The organism is Neisseria sp. (assembly GCF_030530745.1).
Taxonomy (GTDB): domain Bacteria; phylum Pseudomonadota; class Gammaproteobacteria; order Burkholderiales; family Neisseriaceae; genus Neisseria.
The window spans coordinates 1-21,659 of record NZ_JAUMUI010000023.1 but is presented as its reverse complement, the minus strand read 5'-3'; the positions used below and the strand labels follow the sequence as shown (position 1 = coordinate 21,659).

Sequence of the window (21,659 nt, the reverse complement as noted above, 5' to 3'; positions counted from 1 at the left end):
CCGGTTTGGGTGCGGCGGGTGTTTATTGCGCCATATCCGGCGTTACGCCGTTTACGGGTTCGGCTTCGGCTTCGGGCTGTTGTTGGCCGCCGGGCTGCTGCCAGTGGGTGCCGCGCACGTCGTGCCCGCTGTTGCCTGAGGTAACGGCGCGCTGTTCGGGGCGGAACTGGTTATAGCGCATATTGCGCGAATAAGTGCCGTCCTGATACACCACGGGGGTGCCGGGTTCGTATTTCTGGCGCAGCGCGGTGCGGCCTTCGGCGTTTTGATAGGTTTCCCAAGAGCAGCCCGCCAGAGCGGCGAGGGCGGCTAAAAAAGTGATATAACGCATGATTTGTCCTTAAAATTTTGAAAGCACCGGATGGGTAAGGCAGATGCCATTTTAATCAAATTGCCGCCCTGTTCATAGCGGAGATTCTGCCGCCGCCCACTGCCGCAGTGCGGCCATATCGGGAGCGGCGCAGTCTACAAAGGGCAGAGGTCGGGCGGTGGCGCCGAACCAAACGGTTTTCATGCCCAGTTTTTTGGCGGTATGCAGGTTGTCGGCGCTGTCGTCCACCATGATGCAGCACCCGGGCGGCGTATCCAGCAGGCGGCATACGTTTAAATAAGCCCGGCGGTGGGGCTTGTAGAGCAGGCCGAAATCGTCGGTGCCGAACAAGGCGTCGAAACAGGGCGTGATATTCATGGCATCTGCCAGTGCGCGCACATAAAACGAGGGTGCATTTGAGAATATTGCTTTTCGACCGTTCAGACGGCTTAAAGTTTCTGCAGCCCCGGCCACCGGCACCAGCTCGGGCAGGATTTCGGCCAAAGGATGGCTGTGTTGTAAAAATTCGTTTACACACACTTCAGGGTGGTGCAGCTGCAGCCCGGCCAGCGTGGCGCCGTAGCGGTGCCAATAATCCTGCCGCAGATCGGAAGCGGCTTTTTCATCCAAATTCAGCCGCCCGGCAAGGTAGGCAGTCATGCGGCGGTTAATTAAGGTAAAAATGCCCGCATCGGCGTGATGCAGGGTGTTATCGAGATCGAACAGCCAAACGGTTTGACAAGTCATGATATTTGAAATATTTTTTCAGGCGGCATGATGCCGTTTTGACGGATTATACGGATACAGGCAGATGAGAGAAAACATGAAAAAGAAAATTTTATCGGGTGCAGGGCTGTGGCTGTGCCTGTGGGGCGCGGCTTTTGCGCAAACCGAAGTGCGGCTGGCGGTGCACGGCTCGTTCAGCCTGCCTAAAGAAACCATCGCCAAGTTTGAGCAGGAAAACAATGCCAAAGTGTCCGTTATCAAGGCGGGCAGCGGCAACGAAATGCTCAACAAGCTGATTTTGAGCCGCGCCAAGCCGATTGCCGACGCGGTGTACGGGCTGGACAACGCCAACATCGCCAAAGCCGTGCAAAACGGTATACTGGCCGACAAACAGCCCGCGTCGGCGCCGGCAAACGCTTCGCTGCCCGGTGCGGTGGCGGTGGATTACGGTTATGTGGTGCTGAACTATGATAAAAAATGGTTCGAGCAAAACAGGCTGCCGCTGCCGCAGTCGCTGCAGGATTTGGCCAAACCCGCCTATAAAAACCTGCTGGTTACGCCCAATCCCGCCACCTCCGGCCCCGGTTTGTCGTTCTTAATGGCCAACATCGGCGGATTGGGCGAAGAGGCCGCTTTTAAATGGTGGGGCGAAATGCGCCGCAACGGCGTGAAAGTGGCGAAAAGCTGGAGCGATGCCTACAACACCGATTTCACCAGAAACGGCGGATCGCGCCCGCTGATTGTGAGCTACGCCACCAGCCCTGCCGCCGAAGTGCATTACGGCAAAGGCAAATACACCGAACCGCCCACCGGCAACCTGTTCCTCAAAGGCGGCGTATTCCGCCAAGTGGAAGGCGCGGCGGTGCTCAAAGGTGCGAAACAGCCTGCGTTGGCGATGAAGCTGGTGTCTTACCTGCAAAGCGCCGACGTGCAGCAAGCCCTGCCGACCGAAATGTGGGTTTATCCGGCGGTGAAAGGCACACCGCTGCCGAAAGTGTTCGAGTTTGCCCAAACCCCGCCCAAGCATGATGCGCCGGGCGCCAAACAAATGGCGGAAAAGCAGAAGCAATGGGTTGGCCGCTGGATGAAGGTGGTATTGAAATAAAACGGGTAGGTATTTGATACAAGGCCGTCTGAAATGTTTCAGACGGCCTTTATCTTTATATTATTTTTCAACTTTGTTCGGATTTAGAAATCAACCTTCGAATTTCTTAAACACCAAAGTGCCGTTGGTGCCGCCGAAGCCGAACGAGTTGGAAATCGCCACGTCGATTTTCACGTCGCGGGCTTCGTTGGCGCAGTAGTCCAAGTCGCAGCCGGATTCGGTGTCTTGCTCGAAGATGTTGATGGTGGGCGGCGATTTTTGGTGGTGCACGGCCAATACGCTGTACACGGCTTCCACGCCGCCGGCGGCGCCGAGCAGGTGGCCGGTCATCGATTTGGTGGAGTTGACCACGACTTTGTAGGCATGGTCGCCCAATGCAAGTTTCAGGGCATTGGTTTCGTTGGCGTCGCCCAACGGGGTGGAGGTGCCGTGTGCGTTGACGTAATCCACATCGCCAGGGTTCAGGCCGGCGTCTTTGAGGGCGCGTGTAACGGCGATGGCGGGGCCTTCGACGTTGGGTGCGGTGATGTGGTAGGCATCGGAACTCATGCCGAAGCCGACGATTTCGGCATAGATTTTGGCGCCGCGTTTTTTGGCGTGTTCCAGCTCTTCCAACACCAGAATGCCGGCGCCTTCGCCGATAACGAAGCCGTCGCGGCCTTTGTCCCACGGGCGGGAGGCGGTGGCGGGGTCGTCGTTGCGGGTGGAGAGCGCCTTCATGGCGGCGAATCCGCCGACGCCCAAGGTGCAGATGGCGCCTTCGGCACCGCCGGCAATCATCACGTCGGCATCGCCGTATTTGATCATGCGGGCGGAGTCGCCGATGGAGTGCGCGCCTGTGGTGCAGGCGGAAACTATGCCGTAGCTGGGGCCGCGGTAGCCTTTGAGTATGGTTACGTGGCCGGCAATCAGGTTGATCAGCGAGCCGGGAATGAAAAACGGGTTGATTTTGCGTGCGCCGCTTTCCTGCACCACGGCACCGGTGGCTTCGATGCTGGGCAGGCCGCCGATACCCGAGCCGATGTTGACGCCCACGCGGTCTTTATCGAGATTTTCGGTTTCGTCCAGCCCGGCATCGGCGATGGCTTGCAGGGAGGCGGCGATGCCGTAGTGGATGAATGTGTCCATGCGGCGGGCCTCTTTGGGGCTGATATAGGCGCCGATGTCGAAATCTTTCACTTCGCCTGCGATTTGGCTGTTGATGTCGGAGGCGTCGAAGCGGGTGATGGCGCCGATGCCGCTTTTACCGGCCAAAAGGTTGTTCCAAGCGGTGGCGGTATCGTTGCCCACGGGCGATACCTGACCCAAACCTGTGATAACGACTCTTCGCTGACTCATAATGTTCTCGCTGTTTTCGGTTTATGCGGCCTGCGTCTGCGGCGGACAGGCCGTCTGAAAGGTTTTGTTGTGAAGGGTGTGCAAGCCAAAAAGCCTCTGTCGGCAGGCAGACCCGCAGCAGAGGCTGGTTCGGTATGGTTTAAGGCACTGCGCGCTTAGGCGGAGTGTGATTGGATATAGTCGATAGCCAGTTGCACGGTGGTGATTTTTTCGGCTTCTTCGTCGGGGATTTCGCAGCCGAAGGCTTCTTCCAAAGCCATTACCAGCTCAACGGTGTCGAGGGAATCTGCGCCCAGGTCGTCTTGGAAGGAAGATTCGTTTTTCACTTCGGCTTCGTTAACGCCCAGTTGTTCGGCAACAATTTTTTTAACTTGTTGTTCAATGTTTGACATATCGGTCGGTCCTTAAATGCCTTATCGGGAAAGGCGGGTTTTAAAAAACAAACTCGGTCGGATTGTACCGAATCCTTTTAGAGTTTTCTATCGAAAAATGCGGGGCGGGCATGCCGCCTGAACCGCGCGGGGTTAGGCGGCATATTAGCATAGGCTTATTTTGAATCACAATAGGCTTTTTATTTTATTTTATTTTCAATTTGTTGGGTGTTTTGTTTTGTTGAGGGCGTTTGCGGGGGCGGTTTTCTGATGTTTTCCGCGTGTGTGCGGGCGCTGTTGCGGAACGGCATTTTCAGACGGCCTTTGCGCGCCCGGGGCTGCGCCGAGGCTTTCGTTGAGAAATTGCAGGATGCAGGCGAATTCGGTAACCGAATCTTCTTGGGTGGTGTTGCCGGTGTGGCCGCCGTTTGCGGGGGCGTAGAGCCAGGTGCGGGGGCTGCTGCGGCGCAGTTTGGCGTAAAACTTGAGCGCGTGGGCGGGGTGGACGCGGTCGTCGCTCAGGCTGGTGGTTATCAGTGCGGGGGGGTAGGTTCGGCCGTCTGAAAGCCGGTGGTAGGGGGAAAGCTCGGCGAGGGCGGCGGCAAATTCGGGCTGTTCGGGGTGGCCGTATTCGTCGGTCCAGCTTGCGCCTGCCGAAAGGTAGGGGTAGCGCAGCATGTCGGTCAGGGGCATTTCGCACACCAATGCACCGATTGCCTGCGGTTCGCGCACGAAGGCGGATGCGGTGATCAGGCCGCCGTTGCTGCCGCCTTGTATGGCGGTGTGTGCGGGGCTGCTGAGGCCGCGATCGTGCAGGTTGCGAACAACGGCAAGCAGGTCGTCCACGCTTTTGTGTTTGTGTATGCCTTGTGCGGCGCGGTGCCAGCGCGGGCCGAATTCGCCGCCGCCGCGCACGTTGGCGAGCACGAACGATTTGCCCGGTTCGAGCCAGTATTTGCCGATGCTGCCCATGTAGTGCGGCAGTTCGGGCACGGCGAAGCCGCCGTAAACGTAAATGATTGCGGGGGTGTCGGGCGTGTGGTTTTTGCCGACGTGGTAATAGGGGATGCGCTCGCCGTCGGCGGATTCGGCATAAAGCTGCTGCACGGTGATGCCGGTGGTGTCGAACTGCACGGGCTGGCGGCGCACCACCGTAAGTTCCATCACGTTGAGGTCGAGTGCGAACAGGGTCAGCGGGGTGGTGAAGTCGCCGGCGGCGATATAGAGCACGTCGCCTCCCCACGGTTGGTCGGCCAGCTCAAGCGCGCCCTGCGGCAGTTCGGGCAGGCTTTCTTCCTGCCAGCGGCCGTCTGAAAGGCGCCATGCTTTCAGACGGCCTGAAACGTTGTCTAGGATATTGGCGATGATGAAGTGTTTGGTGGTTTCGATGCTTTCCAACGCTTGGGTTTCATTCGGGGCGAACAGCAGCTGTGCGGCGCCGGTTTTGCCTTTGTTGAGCTTTACGGCCACGAGGCTGCCGGCGGGGTAGCTTTGGTTGGCACGCCGCCACGGGCTGTGCAGGTGCAGTAGCAGGTGGCCGGCGAGGTAGCCGGAAATTTCGCAGTCTTCGGGCAGGTTGAGGGGCAGGGCTTCGCCATTGGGCAGCACTTGCAGATAGGTTTTGGTGTAGAAACTGCGGGCGGCTTCGATTAAATCTACGGGTGCGCCTTGTGCGTCGAGATAGCGCCAGGCGTTGACCATCATGCCGTCTGAATCCATGCGGTAAACGGGCGTGCCCTCCTCAAAGGTTTGGCCGCGCTCCACCAGCCACACTTCGCGCGGGTAGCCCGCTGCGGTGGTTTGCTCTTCGTGCCACGCGGGGCAGACCCACACGCTGTTTTCGTCGCGCCAGGCGATGTGGTTTTTGCCGGCGGGAAAATGAAAACCGTCTGCCGCCAGTTTTTTTTCGGCAAGGTCGAATTCGAGCGTGTAGGCCGCGTCGCCGCCCGCGCGGCTGAGGCTGATTAATACGCGCTCGGGCTGTTCGACATAGTGCGATACGCCGTCGAGATACACATCGTCGCCCAGCACGCTGTCGAAATCGGCCACCGAAAACAGCGTTTGCCATTCGGGGTAGCCCGAACGGTAAGAAGCCGCGCTGCACACCTGATACACGCCTTTCGGGTGGTCGTCGTCTTGGTGGAAGTGGTACATGCGCGCGCGGTGTTCCTGGCAAAACGCAATCTGGCGCGGGTTTTGCAGCTGCTTCACCATCTCGGCGACGGTTTGCCCGAACGCTTCCGATGCGGTGAAGCGCGCCTGCGTTTCGGCATGGGCTTCGGCGGCGAAATGCTGCGTTTTTTCGCTGTGCAGGTTTTCTAAAAAAGCATAAGGATCGTGCGGGGCGGTATTCACGGTGAGGCCGTCTGAAAAATGGAAACAGGGGCGGATTATACGGGATATGGCAGGCATCGGCAGAGCAGCCGCAGCGGTTTTCAGACGGCCAAACAGAAACCCGTATGATTCGCGCGCGGCTTGCCTATATAATGGCACTTTAATTTTGCAGAAAACCTCAAAAATTATGGATATCGAAACCAAACGGCTGCACACCCAAGCCATGCTCGACGATGCCGAACTGCTGTTCGGCGAAGACGCCTGCCGCCGCGAACTGTTGCGCCTGGCCGGTGAAATTACTGCCGACTTGGGCGATAAATACCCGCTGATTTTGCCCGTGATGGGCGGCGCGGTGGTGTTTACCGGCCAGCTGCTGCCGCTGCTGCATTTTCCGCTCGACTTCGACTACGTTCACGTTTCGCGCTACGGCGACAAACTGCAAGGCGGCAATTTCAACTGGCTGCGCGCCCCGCAGGAAGGCGTGGCGGGACGCCATGTGCTGGTGCTCGACGACATACTCGACGAAGGCCGCACCATGGCCGCCATCAAGCAGCAGGTGTTGGACTTGGGCGCAGCCTCCTGCGCCACCGCCGTATTCGCCAACAAATTAACCGGTAAAGAAAAACCGGTTAGTGCCGACTATATCGGCATCAACGTGCCAGACCGCTATGTGTTCGGCTACGGTATGGATGCTGCCGGCGCGTGGCGCAATCTGGCCGCCGTTTACGCCCTGCGCGGGCAGTAAACCATCATTTCAGACGGCCTTGAATAAAGCCGCAGCCATATCTATATATAGCATGATATAGCGTGTTGGCTATAACGTTAACCGCAACAGGCCGTCTGAAAATATCTTCATGAGGAATACACCATGATAGGCTTATTGATCATCACCCACGAAGCCATAGGCGAAGCCTACCGCAGCCTGGCGCAGCATTTCTTTTTGGGCGACACGCCGCAGAATATCCGCATACTCGGCGTAGACACCCACGAAGACCACAACAGCGTTATCTCCCGCGCACGTAAGATGACGGCAGAATTAAACAGCGATGCGGGCGTGCTGATTATGACCGACATTTTCGGCGCCACCCCCTGCAATGCCGCCCGCCAACTGGTGGAAGGCGGTAAAACCGCCATGCTCACCGGCCTGAACGCACCTATGATGGTGAAGGCCGCCAACTACTCTCCCGAGGCAGACAATCTGGCCGCCTTTACCCGGTTGGTTAAAGAAGCCGCCGTTAACGGCATTATCGACATCACAAGCCCGCCCGAAGGATGTGCCGTATGATGAAACAACCCATTGAAATTATTAATAAACTCGGCCTTCACGCACGCGCATCAAGCAAGTTTACCCAAACCGCCGCACAGTTCCAAAGCGAAGTGTGGGTCAGCCGCAACGGAAAGCGTGTTAACGGCAAAAGCATTATGGGGCTGATGATGCTGGCCGCCGCCAAAGGCACGGTGATAGAGCTGGAAACCGACGGGGCCGACGAAGAGGCCGCCATGCAGGCGCTCACCGCACTGATTAACGACTGTTTCGGCGAAGGCGGATAATATGAGCATCGTATTGCACGGCGTGAGCGCAGGAAAAGGCATAGCCATCGGCCGCGCCCATCTGGTTACGCGCGGCATGCACGAAGTGCCGCAATATGATTTGGAAGCATCCGGTATTGCAGGCGAAACCTCCCGCTACGAAGCCGCCGTTAAAGCCACGCGCCGAGAACTCGAGCAGCTGCGCAGCGCGATTCCCGAAAACGCCCCTACCGAGTTGGGCGCGTTTATTTCGCTGCACCTGATGCTGTTAACCGATGCCACCCTGTCGCGCGAACCTGTCGACATCATCGAAGAGCAGCACATCAACGCAGAATGGGCGCTGAAGCTGCAAACCGACAAACTGGCCGCCCAGTTCGACGAAATCGACGATGCCTACCTGCGCGAGCGCAAGCAGGATATGCTGCAAGTGGTCGGGCGCATCCATAATAACCTGGCCGGGCAGGGCAACGAACTGAACCTCGACGGCAACCTGCTCGACGACACCGTGCTGGTGGCCAACGACATCTCGCCCGCCGACACGGTGTATTTCAAAGAACAGCGCATCGCCGCTTTCGTTACCGACATCGGCGGCCCCACCAGCCACACCGCCATTCTCGGCCGCAGCCTGAATATTCCCTCGGTTATCGGCCTCTCCAACGCCCGCAAGCTCATCAGCGAAAACGAATGGGTGATTGTAGACGGCATCAACGGCGTGCTGATTATCAACCCCGACGAGCTGGTGCTCAACGAATACCGCGCCCGTGCCCGCGAATACCGTGCCCGCACCCGCGAGCTGAACAAAATCAAAAAAACCGCTGCCACCACCGAAGACGGCGTGAACATCGAACTGCTTGCCAACATCGAATCGGCCGAAGACATCAAACGTTTGAACGATATGGGTGCCGACGGTGTGGGCCTGTTCCGCAGCGAATTCCTCTATCTCAACCGCGACACCATGCCGTCTGAAGACGAGCAGTATGCCGTGTATGCCAAATTTGTGAAAAAACTCAAAGGCAAAAGCCTTACTATCCGCACTGTGGATTTGGGCGTGGACAAAAACCCGCGCTGGTTCGGCCAAAGCGCCACGCCCAACGGCAGCCTCAACCCCGCACTGGGGCTGACCGGCATCCGCCTGTGCCTGGCCGAGCCGGTGATGTTCCGAACCCAGATGCGCGCTATTCTTCGCGCCGCCGTGCACGGGCCGGTGAAAATGATGTGGCCGATGATTACCGACATTACCGAGCTGAAGCAGTGCCTGGTGCATTTGGAAACCGCCAGGCGGCAGTTGGCCGAGCGCGACGAACCTTTCGGCGAAGTGTCGGCCGGCTGTATGATAGAAATCCCGTCGGCCGCACTCACCGTGGCCGGCCTGCTCAAACACGTCGACTTTATTTCTATCGGCACCAACGATTTAATCCAATACACTTTGTCGGTCGACCGCGGCGACGATGCCGTCAGCTACCTCTACCAGCCCGGCCACCCCGCCGTACTCAAACTGATACAGCATATTATCCGCACCGCCAACCGCATGGGTAAGGCTGTATCGGTGTGCGGCGAAATGGCCGGCGACACCCACTTCACCCGCCTGCTTTTGGGCATGGGTTTGCGGCGGTTTTCGATGAATACCGGCAACCTTTTGGCGGTAAAAGACATCGTGCTGCGCAGCAACACGCTCGAACTCGAAAACGAAACCGCCCGCCTGATGCGCAGCGAAGATCCTGAAAAAGTAGAGAAACTGCTTAAAGCAATGAATGCGGAGAAAGAGGCCGTCTGAAAAACTTTTCAGACGGCCTGATCGATTTACAGCTGTGCCGTTAATGCGCGTCTTGGCTCAAATCCACCTGCTCCAGTGGAACCTTGTGCGTTTTGTAGCGCAGTTTGTGGTAGAAATAAAAGCCCAAAAACACCGGCAGGCCCATATAGGTAATCACCAGCCTGTCCCAATCGAAGCTGCCTTTGAGCACCAGCTCCGTATCTTGGCCGATAATCACCAGCACGCACAGGGCCAGCGCCAGCAGCGAGCCGAAGGGGAACCATTTGGCGCGGTAAACGAGGGCGTTCAAATCTTTGCCCTGCGCGATATAGGCGCGGCGGAAGCGGTAGTGGCTCACGGCGATGCCCAGCCAGGCGATAAAACCGGTTAAGCCCGAAGCGGCCAGAATGTATTGATACATTTTGTCGCTCACCAGTTGCAGCGTGAACACCAGCAGCACCACGGCGGCGGTGGCCAGCAGCGAAACCACCGGCACGCCTGCCGCACTGGTGCGGGCGAAGGTTTTGTAGGCAAGGCCGTCTTTACCCATGGCGTAGAGCATGCGGGTGGAAGCATACATGCCCGAATTGCCCGCCGACAGAATTGAGGTGAGAATCACGGCGTTCATCACGGCGGCGGCGAAAGCCAAACCGGCGCGTTCGAACACCAGCGTAAACGGCGATTTGGCGATTTCGTCTACATCCGCACCCAAAAGTTGGGGGCTGGTGTAGGGAATCAGCAGACCGATAACCAGAATGGCGAGAATGTAGAAAATCAGAATCCGCCAGAAAACCTGCTTCACGGCTTTGGGAATGCTTTCTGCGGGGTTTTCCGATTCTCCGGCGGTGATGCCGATAAGCTCAGTGCCCTGAAACGAGAAACCGGCAATCAGAAACACGCCCAACACGGTGAGAAACTGCCCGCCGGCGCCGTCGCCCAAAAACGGCGCGTCGCCCATCGTCATATTGCTCAGGCCGACATATTGGCCGCCGAGTATGCCGAAAATGGTGAGCACGCCCACGCCGAGAAATACAATCACGGTAATCACTTTAATCAGTGCAAACCAATATTCCGATTCGCCGTAGGCGCGCACCGACAAGGTGTTGAGCAGGAAAATCATCGCGAAAAACAGCAGGCTCCACGCCCACGGCGCCATAAACCGCATCGGCTCCCAATAGGTGATGACCACGGCGGCAATCACCACGTCGGCAGCCACCGTAATCACCCAGTTGAACCAATAGTTCCAGCCCAGCGCAAAACCCAGCGACGGATCGACGAAGCGCGAGGCGTAGGTGCTGAACGAGCCGGAGGTGGGTAGGTAGGTGGCCATTTCGCCTAGGGAGGTCATTAAAAAATACACCATCAGGCCGATGGCGGCATAAGCCAAAAGCGCGCCGCCCGGCCCTGCCGCGCTGATGGCGGTGCCGCTGGCCATAAACAGGCCGGTGCCGATGGAGCCGCCGATGGCAATCATGGATAAGTGCCGCGTTTTCAAACGGCGTTTTACCTGCGTGTTGTGTTGTATATCAGACATAATAAACAGTTGGGGCGGAAAGCCGCCGTAATGGTAGACAAAACATAAATGATAACCGAAAAAACGCGGGTTCGTGCAGGTATGGCGGTATAACCTGATTCGGCTGCCGCCATGTGGAGAAAGTCAGATACGGCGGTTTGCAAAGGCCGTCTGAAACCTCCGGCAGCCTTTCAGGCGGCCTCTCTTCCTTAAAAAACATGAAAATGATAAACTGCTGATTCCATATTATTTTAAGGCATACACTTTTATGAAAGACGCGGAGCAGGGCAGTTATACCGACGCCCTTTGTGTATGCGCCGTTTCCACAGGCAGGCCGGAAAACCAACCGGTCTGCCTGTCTGCATTCTAAAAACAAGGATTTAAATCATTATGGATTTCAGTTGGTTGGCCGACCCGCAAACATGGATAGGCTTTGCAACGCTGTTAATACTTGAAGTAGTGCTCGGTATCGACAACCTCGTGTTTGTGGCGATACTGGCCAATAAAGTCAAACCTGCCCTGCGCGACAAAGCCCGCATCACCGGCCTGGCCTTGGCGGTGCTTATCCGCATTATTATGCTCGGCTTTATGGCCCACATCATCACGCTCACCAAACCGTTTTTGGAATGGGGCAGCCTTGCCGTGTCGGGCAAAGACCTCATCATGTTTGCCGGCGGCCTGTTCCTGCTTTACAAAGCCACCACCGAACTGCACGAGCGCCTGGAAGGGCATAACCAGATTACGATTGCCGACACCCACAAAAAGCATTCGCCGTTTTGGGGCGTGGTGGCGCAAATCCTGATATTGGACGCGGTGTTTTCCATCGATTCGGTGATTACCGCCGTGGCCATGGTCGACCACATCGTCGTGGCGATGGCCGCCGTGGTGGTGGCGATGACGGTGATGATTCTGGCCAGCAAACCGCTCACCGAATTTGTCGATAAACACCCCACCGTGGTGATGCTGTGTTTGGGCTTCTTGCTGATGATCGGTTTCAGCCTGATTGCCGAAGCCTTCCACTTCCACATCCCCAAAGGCTACCTCTATGCTGCTATCGGCTTCTCGATTCTGATTGAAATATTCAACCAGATTTCGCAGAAAAACGTGCGCAAAAACGACTACATCAGCCGCTCGTGGCGGCAGCGCACGGCTGATAACGTGCTGGGCATGATGGGCATACGCGAAAGCGTGCTGGCAACCGCCGGCGGCAGTCCCGACGACAGCGGCCATTTTGAAGAAAACGAAAAATCCATGATACGCAGCGTGCTGATGCTGGCCGAACGCCCGATACTCGGCGTGATGATTCCGCGCCGCGACATCGAGCGGCTCGATATTTCGCAAAGCAAAGAAGAGCAGCACGCCCAACTGCAAAACACCCCCTACAGCCGCCTGCTGGTGGTGGGCAAGGCCGGAGTGGACGAACCGCTGGGTTACATCAACAAAAAAGACCTGCTCGCCCAATTGCTGGAGCACGGGGAAATGAACGTTCAGGCGGCCTTGCGCCAACCGCTGGTTCTGCCCGACAGCACCAGCGCGCTTGATGCCATCGAGCTGTTCCGCAAAAGCAGCGCCGACTACGCACTGGTGGTAGACGAATTCGGTGCCGTGCTCGGCATGGTAACCATGAAAGATTTGATGGAAACCATTGCCGGCGAATTTCCCGAAGCCTTCGAGCGCGAAGAAGAACCTATGCTGCAGGCCAACCCCGACGAAAGCCTGACGGTGGACGGCGCGCTCGAATATGTGGAGCTGGCTCCGCAACTCAACCTGCCGCCGCCAGCGGAAGATGCCGGCTACCACACCGTAGCCGGGCTGATTATGGAAGAGCTGCAAAGCATTCCCGATGTGGGCGATCATATCGGTTTTCACGGCTGGCGGTTTGAAGTAACCGAAAAAGAAGGCCGGCGTATAGAGCGGGTGAAAATTACCAAACTGCCGGAAGAATGATACAGCGGCTTAAATTTAAAAGAGGACAAGGCGGTTTCTCCGCCTTGTCCTCTTTTAAATTTAAGCCGCTGTAACGTTTTACTCAGTGCGCTAAGCGGCAGGTGGAAGCGCCTTTGGCTCCGTGGATGCCGGTGTAGGCAAAATAGGCTTCTCCGCCTTTTTGGTGCCATTCGCCGCCGCTGCCCCACAGGCCGGTTTGGGACACATAGCGCTCGCCCGAACCGGAAGGGGCCAGTGTCAGTATGCCTTCCCTGTCCTGCACGCGGATTTTGATTTTATCTGTGCCGATGTTTTGAATATGGGCGGTCAGGCCGTTGTCGCATTCAAAACGTTGGGAGGCCGCCTGCTGCGGTGTGCCTGTACCGCCGCCGGTTTGGGCACAGGCAGAGAGTAAGGCCAGTGCAGCGGCCAATACGACGGCATTCGGTTTCTTCATAATCATTCCTTTTAAATAAGTGCTGGGTTAACGTTGGAAAAATAAAACTTTTGTTATTATATAACATAATTTCCCACGCATGCCGGATATCTTCAGACGGCCTGAAAGCCTTTTGCCGCTGAATACTCTCGGCTACAATAAGGCTTTGCAAACACATAGGAAAATCTTCATCATGAGCGTTAAAACCCGTTTCGCCCCCAGCCCCACCGGCTACCTGCACATCGGCGGTGTGCGCACCGCCCTGTTTTCATGGGCTTTTGCCAAAAAGCACAAAGGCGAGTTCCTGCTGCGCATCGAAGACACCGATTTGGAGCGTTCCACCGCCGAATCGGTCAACATCATTTTAGACGGCATGAACTGGGCAGGCCTCGATTACGACAATGCCGATAATGTGGTTTACCAAACCCGCCGCTTCGACCGCTATAAAGAAGTGATTGCCGAACTGTTGGCGCAAGGCCGCGCCTATCATTGCTATTGCAGCAAAGAAGAGCTGGAAGCCATGCGCGAGAAAGCCGAAAAAGAAGGCACCGCCACCTACGACCGCCGCTGGCGCCCCGAGCCGGGGAAAACCCTGCCCGAAATTCCTGCCGGCCGCGAGCCTGTTGTCCGCTTCAAAACACCGCTTACCGGCGTAACCAAATGGCACGACTTGGTGAAGGGCGAAATCAGCATCCCCAACGAAGCGCTCGACGACCTTATCATCGCCCGCGCCGACGGCACGCCCACCTATAATTTCTGCGTGGTGGTGGACGATTGCGACATGGGCATCACCCATGTTATCCGCGGCGACGACCATGTCAACAATACCCCTAAACAAATCAACATCTTAAAAGCCATTGGCGCCAAGCTGCCCGAGTATGCCCACCTGCCGATGATTTTGAACGAGCACGGCAAAAAAATTTCCAAACGCAGCGGCGACACCGTGGCCATCACCGATTTCGGCCAAATGGGCATTCTGCCCGAAGCCATGCTCAACTATCTGGCGCGCTTGGGCTGGGCGCACGGCGACGATGAATTTTTCAACATGAAGCAGTTTGTCGAATGGTTTGATTTGAAAGACGTTTCCCCCTCGCCCAGCCGCATGGATTTGAAAAAACTCTATTGGATTAACGGCGAACACATCAAAACCACCCCCAACGACACGCTCGCCGCGCTGGTAAAACCCCGCTTGGCGGTGCGTGGCGTGGAAGTGCCCGACAAGCCTGCGCTGGAAGACGTGTTGGCATTGGTGAAAGACCGCGCCCAAGATTTGAACACGCTGGCCGACGAGTGCGTGTATTTCTACCAAAAAGCCGTGCCCGCCGAAGCAGACGTGCAGAAGCACTGGAGCGGAGAAGCCCCCGCACGCATGCGCCGCTTCGCCGACCTGCTTGAAGCGCTGCCCGACTGGAATGCCGAGGCCATCCACGATTTGTTCAAACCCTTCTGCGAAGCCGAAGGCATCAAAATGGGCCAACTCGGCATGCCCCTGCGCCTGGCCGTATGCGGCACGGCGAAAACCCCCAGCGTAGATGCGGTGCTGGCCCTGATCGGCAAAGAAGAAGTGTTAAAGCGGATTCGCAACGCCTGATTCACTTCAGCCCCTTGCTGTTGAAACCGCAGGGGGTAGCCCGATGCATGCAACAGCAGCACGTTTCCAAAAAAACGGCCGCAATCAAGGTAAAACAGCTTTTTGGCAGGTGTGAAATCCTTAATTTTTTATTAAAACTGATTTATAAATTACCTTGTTTATCATTAAAAATTAAAGGACCTATAATGGCGGTTATCCGTTGTTTGTTCCATTAAGTTAAGGAGTTGTCCCATGTTGAAAAAACTGTCTGTCATTGCCTTGGGGGCCGTGCTGGGGTTGTCGCAAACCGCTTTTGCCGATACGGCAAAAACGCAGAACCCGCCCAAGGGCAAAATTCTGCTGGTGGCTTCCAGCGTGAACGAGATGAAGTTCAAAGACGGCCGTCCGCACAAAACCGGCTATTATCTGGGCGAGCTGGCCGTGCCTGCCCAAGAGTTTATCAAGGCGGGCTATCAGGTGGACGTTGCCACCCCCGACGGCACCACGCCCGCATTGGACAAAAATTCCATCAATGTGGAGCTGTTTCAGAACGACCCTGCCAAACTCTCGCAGGCGATGGCGTTTGTTTTGAGCCACCCCACCATGCAAAGGCCGTTCAAGCTTAAGGAAATTGCCCGATCCGTCCAAGCCCTGAGCCAATACGACGCGGTGTATGTGCCGGGCGGCCATGCCCCGATGGTGGATTTGGTGCAGGATAAGGATTTGGGCAGGGTGCTGAAGCATTTCCACGAAAACGGCAAAACCACCGCCTTGCTCTGCCACGGCCCGATTGCACTGGCTTCGGCCGTGAATAATCCTGCGGCATTCCGCAAGGCGATGGTTCGAGGCGACCATGCCAAAGCCCGTTCTCTGGCGAAAAACTGGATTTACAAAGACTATAAGATGAATGTGTATTCCACTGCCGAAGAACACGGCGTGGAAAACTGGCTGGGCGCGAAAATCGAGTTTTACATGGAAGACGCCCTGCGCAATGCCGGAGGAAACGTGATTGTCGGCGAGGCGGACAAACCTTTTATTATGCAAGACCGTGAATTGATTACCGGGCAAAACCCGTTTTCTGACCATTTGCTTGCCGAAGCGGTGCTCAAACGCCTGGCACAGCAAAAATCGGGCAGATAAACGGGTAAGCCCCTTTGTTTTCAGGCGGCCTGAACCTTCGGGCTGTCTGAACACGCATTGAAACCGCCTTTTCACCCGACAAAATCAGGAGAAACCGATGAAGCCCAAAACACTTGACCGCCGTACCGCCTTAAAAAGTGCGGCTGCCTTGGCCGCCCTTGCCGCACTGCCTGCCTGTGCCGAAAACGGCGGCGGCAAAACGGCACAAAATACGGCGGCATCGTCGGCATGGGCGGGCAACGACGCCCCGAAAAACAGCGGGCAAGCCCCCGTGAAAACCCTGTTAATCGCCTCACACCCTTATCCCGAGCAGTCCGTGATGATTAAAGGTTTGCAGGAAGCGGCGGCGGGCGTGGGCAACGTAACCATCCGCAATCTGGAAAGCATTTACGGTTTCGACACCCGCGCCATCAACGCAGAAAAAGAGCGGGAAATCACCCGTGCCCACCGGCGGCTTGTGTTTTTGTTCCCCACCCACTGGTACAACATCACGCCGATGATGAAGGCCTACCTTAACGACACTTGGGGCAGCGGCGGGATAGGGCGGGGGCTGTTGCAGGGCAAGGAAATGCTGGTGGTTTCCACCGCCGCCGCCGGCAGCGGCACCTACGGCAAGAACGGGCGCCTCGGCGTGGAGCTGGCAGACGTGTTTTTGCCCATGAAAGCCTCCGCCGTCTATTGCGGCATGAACTACCTGCCGCCCCTGGTGTTTCAAAGCGTCAGTGCCGGCCGTTTGCCCGAATACCAAAAAGCACTGGTCGGACGCCTGTGCCGTTGAGCGGGAAAATGATGCCGTCTGAAAGCATTTTCAGACGGCATGAATGGTTATTCCGACAGATTCAACTTGCTTCGTTATCCCAATCAACGCCAAAACCTTCCGACCAGTTGATTTTGCCGATTTCGCATTCGTCAATATAAAAACCGTCGGGGTGCTGTTTGAAGCCCGGCTTGCCGGCTAATTGCATACGGACATTTTCTGCATCTGCCCGAGTTGCAAAAATACCGATATGTTTGATGTCTTCATTGTCTTCGTCTTTTTGGCGGACATGCCCCAAGAGAAATGCACTTTTCATTTCCGGTTTCCTTGCAAACAGTAATGGGAGCAGGTACTCTACTTTGTTTGTCGGAAACCATCAACAAGCAGACTGAAAAACATTCAGGCAGCTTGAATGCCGTCTGAATGTTGTTAGATTTTTACCCTCAACCATCTTGGAGAAAAAAATGACCCAAACCGTCAAACAGCAGGTTTTGGAAGCCTTTAAATTCCGTGCCGCCACCCGCGCCTACGACCCCGCCCGCAAAGTCGGCCGGGAGGATATGGACTATATTTTGGAACTGGCCCGCCTTTCGCCCAGCTCGGTCGGTTCCGAGCCGTGGCGGTTTGTGGTGGTGCAGTCGCCCGAACTGCGTCAAAAGCTCAAACCGTTTTGCTGGGGCATGGCGAATGCCATCGACGATGCCAGTTATGTCGTTTTTATACTGGCGAAGAAAAACATGCGTTACGATTCGCCCGATTTGACCGACTCCCTTAAAAAACGCGGACTGTCGCCCGAAGCGTTTGACAAGGCTGTCGCCCTTTACCACACCTTCCAGCAGGAGCATATCCGCGTTTTGGACAACGAGCGGGCCTTATTTGACTGGGCGTCCAAACAAACCTACATCGCCCTTGCCAATATGATGACGGGGGCGGCCATGATCGGCGTGGACAGCTGTCCCGTGGAGGGTTTTGATTACGCCGAAGTCAATCGAGTTTTGGCACAGGCGGGCGTATTCGACCCTGCCGAATGGGGCGTTTCCGTGGCGGTAACCTTCGGCTACCGTGCCAAAGAAATCCGCCCCAAATCCCGCAAGCCCGCCGAAGTGGTGGTGCAGTGGGTGGATTAAGACTGGATAGGACTTTGTAAAATTTACAAAAATCCGACCGCTTGCCGGTTTGTAAAAATCGTGATGCCGTCTGAAAGATAAGTTTTCAGACGGTGTTTCGACAGAAAACGGCATTTCATAACCACAAAAAAATCAACTATGTTAGAACAACTTATCACTCAACTGTACCAAAAGAAAGATGCCCGGCAAGCCGAACAGATGGCGGCGTATATGAAGGATCAGTTCCCGTTTTTAGGTATCCGGACGCCTGAGCGGAAACGGTTGTGTGCCGCCTATTTCAAGCAGGAAAAAGCACAAAAACGCATTGACTGGCAGGCGGTGGAACGCCTTTGGGCATTGCCGGAGCGTGAATTTCAATATGTTGCCGCCGATTATTTGCGCATAATGCAGTCTTTTTTGACCGAGCAGGATTTGCCCCGTTTGCAAAAACTGGTCATCACCAAATCGTGGTGGGATACGGTGGACAACTTGGATCGAACCATTGGGAATATCTGCTTTCCCAGCCAAACCGTCGATGACACAATGTTGGCGTGGAGCAAGGCGGACAACATCTGGTTACGCCGTGTGGCGATTAACCATCAGCTTTTACGCAAAGAGAAAACCAAACAAGCCCTGTTAAAACGGATTTTGCTGAACAACCTCAACCAAACCGAGTTTTTTATCAATAAGGCAATGGGCTGGATTTTGCGTGATTATGCCAAAACCAATCCCGAATGGGTGAGGGCGTTTATCGCCGAAAACAAAGCGGGCTTGTCCCGACTGACTGTCAAAGAAGCGGAAAAGTATTTGTAGTTGCCCTTGCAGGCGGTCGGATTTTTACCCGCTACGCCCGCATTTCGTGCCGTCGGCATAACCGATGTTCAAACGCAAGCGGTCTGCTTTTTTCAAAATTTTGCAAACTTTCAGGCAGCCTGAAAATCAAACCGCACTTTAACCTTCAACTTTAACTTAACAGGAGTAATCCAATGAAAACCAACCAAGCACAATGTTTATGCGGCAGCGTATCGCTGCAAGTTGAGCATAACAACGAACTGCACGCCTGCCACTGCGGCAAATGCCGTACTTGGGGCGGGAGTGCGGCATTTACCTTAACCGCCAGAAGCCCCGAAATCGGCGGGAGCGAACACATCGGCCGCTACCGTTCTTCCGAATGGGCGGATCGTTGTTTCTGCAAACAGTGCGGCACGCACCTGTTCGTGCAGGTAGGCGACGATTACTACATCAACGCAGGCCTGTTCGCCGACAACGCCGGTTTCAAACTGGGCAGCCAAATCTTTATCGACTGCAAAGCCCCGTATTACGAACTGGCGAACGACACGCCCAAACTGACCGAAAGCGAATTTCTCGCCATGGTCAGCGGTGCGGAAAAGTAGCAAAAGAGCCTGCCTGAGTATGTTTCAACACACAGGATATTCGTTATGAACGCCCCGCACACCGATTTGAGGGTAGTTAAAACCCAACGTGCCATCGCCAATGCCTTAATCGGGTTGTTGGACGAAAAGCCGTTTGAAAAAATACAGGTGCAGGAAATCATTGAAAAAGCCCTGATCAACCGCACCACTTTTTACCGCTATTACTCGGGCAAAAGCGATCTGGCGGGCAAGCTCATCAAGCAGGTCAAAGCCGATTATCAGGCTCTCTTAAAAAAGCGGTTTGAAAGCGACAATCTTGTGCGGTTTATGCAGACCGTCGGCAACCGCCTGCTGGAAAACAGACGGCTGGTGCTGGCACTGTGGAAAATCAACACGCCCCGCCACCACCTGTACGCCGATATGCACGCCATGCTCAAACAGGCGTTCACCGCCCACGCCCGCAAAGTGAAATCCGCCGATAAAGACCGGGACTACCAAGCCGCCGTCTTCGCCACCATCGCACTGGAAAGCCACCGCTACGCCTTTGAACGGGGAGAGGTTTTAAAAATCCCGCAGGTGTTTGACGAGTGGGCGGAAATGGTGGAGATACTGAAAGCGGTTCAGGCTGGGTGAAAGAGATTTGCAAAATATTTGGAAAAAATGACCGCTTGTAACATTCCGTATCCGCCGTTTTATTTTAAAAACGGATAATTTTTATAAAAAACCTTATGTTACGGAAAACATTATGGTTTATCCGTTTTCAGTATCTGTTACGATAACAGTAACCGAAACGAATCAAATCAAGGGTATCTTATGTCGCAAAAAACATTTGAACGGCTAACCGCACTGCTGGACAACCGCCAAACCCGTTATCGGGTCATGGAACACGGCAGTGCCGGCAAATCGGAAGAAGTCGCACAACTGCGGGGGACAGAACTCGGGCAAGGTGCCAAAGCCCTTGTCTGCAAAGTAAAGGGTAACGGCATAAAACAAGCGGTGCTTGCCGTTTTGCCCGCCGACAAGCAGGCTCAGTTAAGTAACATTGCCGAACATCTGGGCGGTATCAAAGCATCGCTTGCCAGCCCGAAAGAAGTCGGTGATCTGACCGACTGCGTATTCGGTGCGATTCCGCCTTTCAGTTTTCACCCGGAACTTAAACTTATCGCTGACCCGAGCCTGCTCGAACGCTACGGCGAACTGGCATTCAACGCAGGCACATTGGAACGTTCGATTATTTTAAATACGCAGGATTATGCACGCATTGCCGCCCCCGAATGGGTGAGATTTGCGAAACCGGAAACAAACCATGATAAACAACCATGATACGCAAGCCTTAAAACGCGAACCGTTCCAAACCTTATCTTTAAAGGAACGTTTTTGAAATACACAACCGTTTCAGGCAAGCATATCGGGTGATTGAACAATAAATCCGCCCGCCCGATGTTTGCAGGCCGTCTGAAAGTTTGCAAATTTTCCATAAAAAAACACCGCTTGCTAAAAATCTCCCACCCCAAAAGCGGTAATATCGCCGAATTCTACAAAAACCCGCTCCCTTTCAATGCCCAATATGCGGTGCAAAATCCGGCTGATTCGGGCGGTCAGTTCCCGATAGCCGAGATGGTTTTTATTACCGAACGCCCGAAACGTTACCAACGCCACGGGGGCGGTATCCCGATAAACCATCGCTTTTTTGTCATCAAAGGTGATTAAAATTCTTTCAGCCGACTGGTTCGGCACGCACGCCACCGCTTGCCCCAGCTCCTTTGCAATCTCCGTTTGCTGGTTTGGCGAAACGGTTTGATTGGTGCAAATTGTGATGAATGCCATTAAAACCCCCACTTTTGCACCAGTGCCAATAACTTATCCGCCACTTCCTGCTCTTTTTGTTGATAAGTATGCCCTGTGCCGTCGATAAAAATCAGCTCGTTATCATCGGCGGTGGGGAAGTGGCCGTTGATATTCTGCAAAAAGCCCGCCGGATCGCCGTAGGTAAAGCGGTCCAGCGTGCCGATCAGCAACGCCCCTGTGTGGGTAATTTGCTCAATCTGCGAAAAATCGCCGTCCGCTTCCACGTGCATATTATTGAGCGTGTCGGTAAACAGCCACTGATACGCCATATCCGCCGTACCGCCGAGCCAGCCGAACAGTTCAAACGGCAGGATTTTCCGCCCCCAACCGTTTTCTACATAGTGCTTGACCGTTGTCCGCTCCTGTTCACCCACAAAATTGGTAAAATGGGTAACGTTGGCGGGGCTGAGCAGGATAAATTTGTTCACCCGCAAATCGTGGTGTCGGGAAAGGTAATAAACCACCTTGTTCGCCCCCAGCGAATGCCCCGCCAGAATGATGTTTTTATAGCCCCGCTTTTCGG

23 protein-coding genes and 1 pseudogene are annotated in these 21,659 nt (G+C 55.3%); 14 read left to right on the top strand and 10 right to left on the bottom strand.

Annotation, left to right across the window (positions count from 1 at the left end; translation table 11 throughout):
• Nucleotides 1-22: 22 nt before the first annotated feature.
• Complete coding sequence (locus Q3970_RS08440) at nt 23-331, bottom strand: spore cortex protein (RefSeq protein WP_303100136.1); 309 nt, start codon at nt 329-331, stop codon at nt 23-25.
• 72 nt (nt 332-403) lie between these two features.
• On the bottom strand, nt 404-1,057 hold the full coding sequence (locus Q3970_RS08435; RefSeq protein WP_303100135.1) for a pyrimidine 5'-nucleotidase: 654 nt from the start codon (nt 1,055-1,057) through the stop codon (nt 404-406).
• A gap of 76 nt (nt 1,058-1,133) precedes the next feature.
• Between Q3970_RS08435 and Q3970_RS08430 the strand changes: the two genes are divergently transcribed.
• Complete coding sequence (locus Q3970_RS08430; protein WP_303100134.1) at nt 1,134-2,141, top strand: thiamine ABC transporter substrate binding subunit; 1,008 nt, start codon at nt 1,134-1,136, stop codon at nt 2,139-2,141.
• Between the two features lie 90 nt (nt 2,142-2,231).
• Here Q3970_RS08430 and fabF read toward each other — a convergent pair whose 3' ends face one another.
• The 3 genes and pseudogenes from fabF to Q3970_RS08415 all read right to left on the bottom strand — a co-directional run.
• Nucleotides 2,232-3,479, bottom strand: coding sequence for a beta-ketoacyl-ACP synthase II (gene fabF, locus Q3970_RS08425; protein WP_303100133.1), 1,248 nt, complete (start codon nt 3,477-3,479; stop codon nt 2,232-2,234).
• A gap of 155 nt (nt 3,480-3,634) precedes the next feature.
• Nucleotides 3,635-3,871: an acyl carrier protein gene (gene acpP / locus Q3970_RS08420; RefSeq protein ID WP_054599558.1), complete on the bottom strand. Its 237-nt coding sequence runs from the start codon at nt 3,869-3,871 to the stop codon at nt 3,635-3,637.
• Nucleotides 3,872-4,192: 321 nt separating this feature from the next.
• Nucleotides 4,193-6,205: pseudogene (locus Q3970_RS08415) on the bottom strand (prolyl oligopeptidase family protein); the annotation flags it as partial.
• Between the two features lie 163 nt (nt 6,206-6,368).
• Here Q3970_RS08415 and Q3970_RS08410 point away from each other — a divergent pair.
• From Q3970_RS08410 to ptsP, 4 genes are all read left to right on the top strand, one after another.
• Complete coding sequence (locus tag Q3970_RS08410; protein ID WP_303100143.1) at nt 6,369-6,929, top strand: hypoxanthine-guanine phosphoribosyltransferase; 561 nt, start codon at nt 6,369-6,371, stop codon at nt 6,927-6,929.
• A 123-nt stretch (nt 6,930-7,052) separates the two neighbouring features.
• Entirely contained in the window at nt 7,053-7,469 is a 417-nt protein-coding gene (locus tag Q3970_RS08405; protein ID WP_303100132.1) for a PTS sugar transporter subunit IIA, read from the top strand.
• A complete protein-coding gene (locus tag Q3970_RS08400) occupies nt 7,466-7,735 on the top strand; it encodes an HPr family phosphocarrier protein (RefSeq protein ID WP_303100131.1) in 270 nt (89 codons plus the stop codon). The genes Q3970_RS08405 and Q3970_RS08400 overlap by 4 nt, the downstream gene beginning before the upstream one ends.
• A gap of 1 nt (nt 7,736) precedes the next feature.
• On the top strand, nt 7,737-9,488 hold the full coding sequence (gene ptsP / locus Q3970_RS08395; protein ID WP_303100130.1) for a phosphoenolpyruvate--protein phosphotransferase: 1,752 nt from the start codon (nt 7,737-7,739) through the stop codon (nt 9,486-9,488).
• Nucleotides 9,489-9,528: 40 nt separating this feature from the next.
• On the opposite strand, the gene Q3970_RS08390 is transcribed toward ptsP, so the two are convergent.
• Nucleotides 9,529-10,941 (bottom strand): amino acid permease, encoded by a 1,413-nt coding sequence (locus tag Q3970_RS08390; RefSeq protein ID WP_368494374.1) that lies wholly within the window; start codon nt 10,939-10,941, stop codon nt 9,529-9,531.
• A gap of 429 nt (nt 10,942-11,370) precedes the next feature.
• Between Q3970_RS08390 and Q3970_RS08385 the strand changes: the two genes are divergently transcribed.
• Nucleotides 11,371-12,927, top strand: coding sequence for a TerC family protein (locus tag Q3970_RS08385; protein WP_303100128.1), 1,557 nt, complete (start codon nt 11,371-11,373; stop codon nt 12,925-12,927).
• Nucleotides 12,928-13,009: 82 nt separating this feature from the next.
• Here Q3970_RS08385 and Q3970_RS08380 read toward each other — a convergent pair whose 3' ends face one another.
• Nucleotides 13,010-13,363 (bottom strand): MliC family protein, encoded by a 354-nt coding sequence (locus Q3970_RS08380; RefSeq protein ID WP_303100127.1) that lies wholly within the window; start codon nt 13,361-13,363, stop codon nt 13,010-13,012.
• A 172-nt stretch (nt 13,364-13,535) separates the two neighbouring features.
• On the opposite strand from Q3970_RS08380, the gene gltX reads away from it, so the two are divergent.
• The 3 genes from gltX (at nt 13,536) to Q3970_RS08365 (ending at nt 16,830) form a co-directional block, all read left to right on the top strand.
• Nucleotides 13,536-14,933, top strand: coding sequence for a glutamate--tRNA ligase (gene gltX / locus Q3970_RS08375; protein ID WP_303100126.1), 1,398 nt, complete (start codon nt 13,536-13,538; stop codon nt 14,931-14,933).
• Nucleotides 14,934-15,164: 231 nt separating this feature from the next.
• A complete protein-coding gene (locus Q3970_RS08370; RefSeq protein WP_303100125.1) occupies nt 15,165-16,052 on the top strand; it encodes a type 1 glutamine amidotransferase domain-containing protein in 888 nt (295 codons plus the stop codon).
• 97 nt (nt 16,053-16,149) lie between these two features.
• The gene (locus Q3970_RS08365; protein ID WP_303100124.1) at nt 16,150-16,830 is read left to right on the top strand and encodes an NAD(P)H-dependent oxidoreductase; all 681 of its coding nucleotides are present in this window, start codon (nt 16,150-16,152) and stop codon (nt 16,828-16,830) included.
• A gap of 61 nt (nt 16,831-16,891) precedes the next feature.
• On the opposite strand, the gene Q3970_RS08360 is transcribed toward Q3970_RS08365, so the two are convergent.
• Nucleotides 16,892-17,125, bottom strand: coding sequence for a hypothetical protein (locus tag Q3970_RS08360; RefSeq protein WP_303100123.1), 234 nt, complete (start codon nt 17,123-17,125; stop codon nt 16,892-16,894).
• Between the two features lie 148 nt (nt 17,126-17,273).
• On the opposite strand from Q3970_RS08360, the gene Q3970_RS08355 reads away from it, so the two are divergent.
• The 5 genes from Q3970_RS08355 (at nt 17,274) to Q3970_RS08335 (ending at nt 20,611) form a co-directional block, all read left to right on the top strand.
• Nucleotides 17,274-17,936: an NAD(P)H-dependent oxidoreductase gene (locus Q3970_RS08355; protein WP_303100122.1), complete on the top strand. Its 663-nt coding sequence runs from the start codon at nt 17,274-17,276 to the stop codon at nt 17,934-17,936.
• Nucleotides 17,937-18,074: 138 nt separating this feature from the next.
• The gene (locus Q3970_RS08350) at nt 18,075-18,728 is read left to right on the top strand and encodes a DNA alkylation repair protein (protein ID WP_303100121.1); all 654 of its coding nucleotides are present in this window, start codon (nt 18,075-18,077) and stop codon (nt 18,726-18,728) included.
• Between the two features lie 173 nt (nt 18,729-18,901).
• Nucleotides 18,902-19,309, top strand: a complete 408-nt coding sequence (locus Q3970_RS08345; RefSeq protein ID WP_303100120.1) for a GFA family protein — start codon at nt 18,902-18,904, stop codon at nt 19,307-19,309.
• A 45-nt stretch (nt 19,310-19,354) separates the two neighbouring features.
• Nucleotides 19,355-19,921 carry a TetR/AcrR family transcriptional regulator gene (locus tag Q3970_RS08340; RefSeq protein WP_303100119.1) on the top strand — a complete coding sequence of 189 codons (567 nt, stop codon included), beginning with the start codon at nt 19,355-19,357 and terminating at the stop codon, nt 19,919-19,921.
• Between the two features lie 180 nt (nt 19,922-20,101).
• Nucleotides 20,102-20,611 carry a YbaK/prolyl-tRNA synthetase associated domain-containing protein gene (locus Q3970_RS08335; protein WP_303100118.1) on the top strand — a complete coding sequence of 170 codons (510 nt, stop codon included), beginning with the start codon at nt 20,102-20,104 and terminating at the stop codon, nt 20,609-20,611.
• 171 nt (nt 20,612-20,782) lie between these two features.
• Here the strand turns inward: Q3970_RS08335 and Q3970_RS08330 are convergent, their stop codons facing one another.
• On the bottom strand, nt 20,783-21,115 hold the full coding sequence (locus tag Q3970_RS08330) for a phenylpyruvate tautomerase MIF-related protein (protein ID WP_303100117.1): 333 nt from the start codon (nt 21,113-21,115) through the stop codon (nt 20,783-20,785).
• A partial coding sequence (locus Q3970_RS08325; RefSeq protein ID WP_303100116.1) for a DUF1749 domain-containing protein occupies nt 21,115-21,659 on the bottom strand: 545 nt, incomplete at its 5' end. The genes Q3970_RS08325 and Q3970_RS08330, both read right to left, overlap by 1 nt.